3 protein-coding genes are annotated in these 3,972 nt (G+C 63.5%); 2 read left to right on the top strand and 1 reads right to left on the bottom strand.

Annotated features, from left to right (window positions below; genetic code table 11):
* Positions 1 to 55 precede the first annotated feature (55 nt).
* Both shc and JOY90_RS39200 read left to right on the top strand, forming a co-directional pair.
* The gene (gene shc / locus JOY90_RS39205; RefSeq protein WP_291696437.1) at positions 56 to 2,032 is read left to right on the top strand and encodes a squalene--hopene cyclase; all 1,977 of its coding nucleotides are present in this window, start codon (positions 56 to 58) and stop codon (positions 2,030 to 2,032) included.
* Positions 2,029 to 2,778 carry a phosphorylase gene (locus JOY90_RS39200; RefSeq protein ID WP_291696438.1) on the top strand — a complete coding sequence of 250 codons (750 nt, stop codon included), beginning with the start codon at positions 2,029 to 2,031 and terminating at the stop codon, positions 2,776 to 2,778. Before shc ends, JOY90_RS39200 begins: the two co-directional genes overlap by 4 nt.
* On the opposite strand, the gene hpnH is transcribed toward JOY90_RS39200, so the two are convergent.
* Positions 2,701 to 3,867, bottom strand: coding sequence for an adenosyl-hopene transferase HpnH (gene hpnH, locus JOY90_RS39195; protein WP_291696436.1), 1,167 nt, complete (start codon positions 3,865 to 3,867; stop codon positions 2,701 to 2,703). The genes JOY90_RS39200 and hpnH overlap by 78 nt on opposite strands.
* Between the last annotated feature and the right edge of the window lie 105 nt (positions 3,868 to 3,972).

Here is a 3,972-nt window from a genome sequence, read left to right as displayed (position 1 = left end):
TGATCGGGAGATCACAATCGGTTTCCGATGAAACCGGATAAGGATGACTGCAGATATGTCGAACGATATCCATTCCAGCAACAGCACGATTGGCGCCGCACCCGACGCGGGGCTGGAAGCGAGCATCGCATCGGCAACCCGCGCGCTGCTCGATCATCGCCAGCCGGACGGGCACTGGGTGTTCGAGCTCGAAGCCGACGGCACCATCCCCTCGGAATACGTTCTCCTGCGCCATCATCTCGGCGAGCCCGTCGATGGCGTTCTGGAAGCCAAGATTGCCAACTACCTGCGCCGAACCCAGGGCGCGCATGGCGGCTGGGCGCTGGTGCATGACGGCGAGTTCGACATGAGCGCCAGCGTGAAGGCCTATTTCGCGTTGAAGATGATCGGCGAGGGCGTCGACGCGCCACACATGGTCCGCGCGCGCGAGGCGATCCGCGCGCGGGGCGGCGCCGTCAACAGCAACGTCTTCACGCGCTTCACGCTGGCGATGTTCGGGGTGCTGACCTGGAAGGCGGTGCCGGTGCTGCCCGTCGAGATCATGCTGCTGCCGATGTGGTCACCGTTCCACCTCAACAAGATCTCCTACTGGGCGCGCACCACGATGGTGCCGCTGATGGTGCTGGCGGCGCTGAAGCCGCGCGCGCGCAACCGGAAAGGCGTCGGCATCGACGAGCTGTTCCTGCAGGACCCGCGCTCGATCGGGATGACGGCGAAGGCGCCGCATCAGAGCTGGAGCTGGTTCGTGCTGTTTCGCGCGCTCGACGGCGTGCTGCGCGTCGTCGAGCCACTGTTTCCGAACAGGCTGCGTCAGCGCGCAATCGATGCGGCGCTCGCCTTCACCGAGGAGCGGCTGAACGGCGAAGATGGCATGGGCGCGATCTATCCGCCGATGGCCAACATCGTGATGATGTACGATGCGCTCGGCAAGGGGCCGGACTTTCCACCGCGCGCCGTGACCCGGCGCGGGCTCGACAAGCTGCTCGTGGTCGGCGACGAGGAGGCCTATTGCCAGCCCTGCGTCTCGCCGGTGTGGGACACGACGCTCACGTGCCACGCGATGCTCGAGGCCGGCGGCGAGGCGAACCTCACTGCCGCGAAGCAGGGATTGGACTGGCTGGTGCCGAAACAGGTGCTGGACGTCAAGGGCGACTGGGCGGTGAAGCGGCCCGAGGTTCGCCCGGGCGGCTGGGCCTTCCAGTACAACAATGCGCACTATCCCGATCTCGACGACACCGCGGTCGTCGTGATGTCGATGGACCGCATGAAGCGCGAGACCGGGACGCTGGCCTATGATGCCGCGATCGCGCGGGGGCGCGAATGGATCGAAGGCATGCAGAGCCGCGACGGCGGCTGGGCCGCCTTCGACGTCGACAATCTCGAATATTATCTGAACAACATTCCGTTCTCGGACCACGGCGCGCTGCTCGATCCACCGACCGAGGACGTCACCGGCCGTTGCATCTCCATGCTGGCCCAGCTCGGCGAGACCGCCGCGAGCAACAAGCAGGTCGCCGCCGCCGTCGAGTACCTCAGACGCACCCAGCTCGCCGAAGGCTCCTGGTACGGCCGCTGGGGCATGAACTACATTTACGGCACCTGGTCGGTGCTGTGCGCGCTGAACGCAGCTGGCGTCAGCCACCAGGATCCGATGGTCCGCAAGGCGATCGACTGGCTGGTCTCGATCCAGAACGAGGACGGCGGTTGGGGCGAGGACGCCACCACTTACCGTCTCGACTATCGGGGTCTGCAGCCTGCACCGAGCACCGCCTCGCAAACGGCATGGGCCTTGCTTGGCCTGATGGCGGTGGGCGAGGCGGAGAATCCCGTGATTGCTCGCGGCGTTGAGTACTTAATTGCAACACAGTCCGAAAAAGGGTTGTGGGACGAGCAGCGTTACACGGCAACAGGCTTTCCTCGGGTGTTTTACCTGCGATATCATGGATATCCGAAGTTCTTTCCGCTTTGGGCGCTGGCGCGGTATCGGAACCTCAGGAATACCAACAGCAGGGTGGTAGGGGTCGGGATGTGAGTTTGGGGTTGGGGGACGACGGGTCCGCGGGCGAGATCGACCTGCGGCCCATTCTGATTGTGACTGGCTTGATCCAGGAAGCCCGTATTGCAGAAGGACCTGGCATGACGGTCATCTGCAGCAGTAGTGATCCACGGCAATTGCGGGCGATGTTGCATAGCTTCGATCCGGCGACGGTGCGAGGCGTGATCTCCTTCGGCGTGGCCGGAGGGCTCGATCCGAACCTGAAATCCGGCGATGTCGTGCTGGCGACCGAGGTGATGTCCGGCGACGACCGCTGGCTCGCGGGGCTCGCGCTCGACGACGAATTGATCGCAGGCGTCACGATGGGGCGCCGCCGCGTCGTGCGCGGCTGCCTCGCCGGTGCCGAGGAAGTGGTGGCCGGCCTGTCCTGCAAGGCCGCGCTGCATTCGGAGACCGGGGCGGTCGCCGTCGACATGGAGAGCCACATCGCCGCCGCCTACGCGGCCGATGCCGGGCTTCCGTTCGCAGCGCTTCGGGTCATCAGCGACCCCGCGAGCCGCGCGCTGCCGGCGCTGGTGCGCAGCGCGATCAAACCGAATGGCGAGATCGATCTGCGCCTGCTGCTGCGTGGTGTCGCCCGAAACCCGCGCACCTTGCGTGCGCTGGTCTCGACCGGGCTGGACTTCAATCGCGCGCTGAGGAGCCTACGCGGCTGTCGAGGTTTTCTGCTGGGCGGCGGCTTTCGCCTGGGCGGCGAGAGTCTCGTCACGGCGAATCTCTGACAGCTTCTTCTGGACCTGCTCCGAGAAGATGTATTGCGCGGGGCGCTGCGAGGAGAGATCGATTTCCGGCGCCATCGGGCCCTTGGTCCTGATCCCGCGCAGCGACACCCACATCGCCTTCAACGGATTGCTCAGCGATGCGATGGCCGCGGTCGGCTCGTAGCCGCAATGTGCCATGCAGTTGGCGCACTTCTCGTACTTGCCGGTACCGTAGGAGTCCCAGTCGGTGGTCTCCATCAGCTCCTTGAAGGTCTTGGCATAACCTTCGCCGAGCAGATAGCAGGGCTTCTGCCAGCCAAAGATATTGCGCGCGGGCATGCCCCACGGCGTGCATTCGAAATTCTGGTTTCCCGCAAGAAAATCTAGGAACAGGCCGGAATGCATGAAATTCCACTTTTTGCCCCTGCCAAGCGCAAAAACGTCGCGGAACAGCCGCTTGGTCTTGGTGCGATTGAGGAAGTGCTCCTGGTCCGGTGCGCGTTCATAGGCATAGCCTGGCGACATCGACACGCCGACGCCGAGCTCGGTGCAGAAGTCGAGGAATTTGGCGATTTCTTCGGCCGAATGGCCGTCGAAGATGGTGGCATTGACGTTAACGGTGAACCCCTTGGCCTTGGCAGCCTTAATCGCCGACACGGCCTTGTCGAACACGCCCTTCTGCGACACTGATCTGTCGTGGTGCTCGCGCAGGCCGTCGAGATGCACCGAGAAGAACAGGTAGGGCGACGGCTCGAACAGGTGCAGCTTCTTTTCCAGAAGCAGCGCGTTGGTGCAGAGCGAGACGAACTTTTTGCGTGCAACAAGGCCTTTTACGATCGCGCCGATATCCTTGTGGATCAAGGGCTCGCCGCCCGGGATGGCCACCATCGGTGCGCCGCACTCGTCGGCGGCATCAAGACACTCCTTCACGCTCATGCGGCGGTTGAGGATTGCATCAGGATAATCGATCTTGCCACAGCCGGCGCAAGCGAGGTTACAGCGAAACAGCGGCTCGAGCATCAGCACGAGAGGATAGCGCTTTCGACCAAGCAGCTTCTGCTTGACGAGATAGCCGCCGATGCGCAGCTCCTTGAAGAACGGTATTGGCATTACAGGTTCTTTCTCGACACTTAAACGGTTGCGATAGTTGCCACTCCGCCCACCGCCAGTTCGGCGGGCAGGCGGAATTGGATATTCTGTTTTCGACCGGGGAGC

This window comes from Bradyrhizobium sp., from assembly GCF_019242285.1.
Classification (GTDB): domain Bacteria; phylum Pseudomonadota; class Alphaproteobacteria; order Rhizobiales; family Xanthobacteraceae; genus Bradyrhizobium.
The sequence above is the reverse complement of the archived record's forward strand: the minus strand, read 5'-3'. Positions and strand labels throughout refer to the sequence as shown.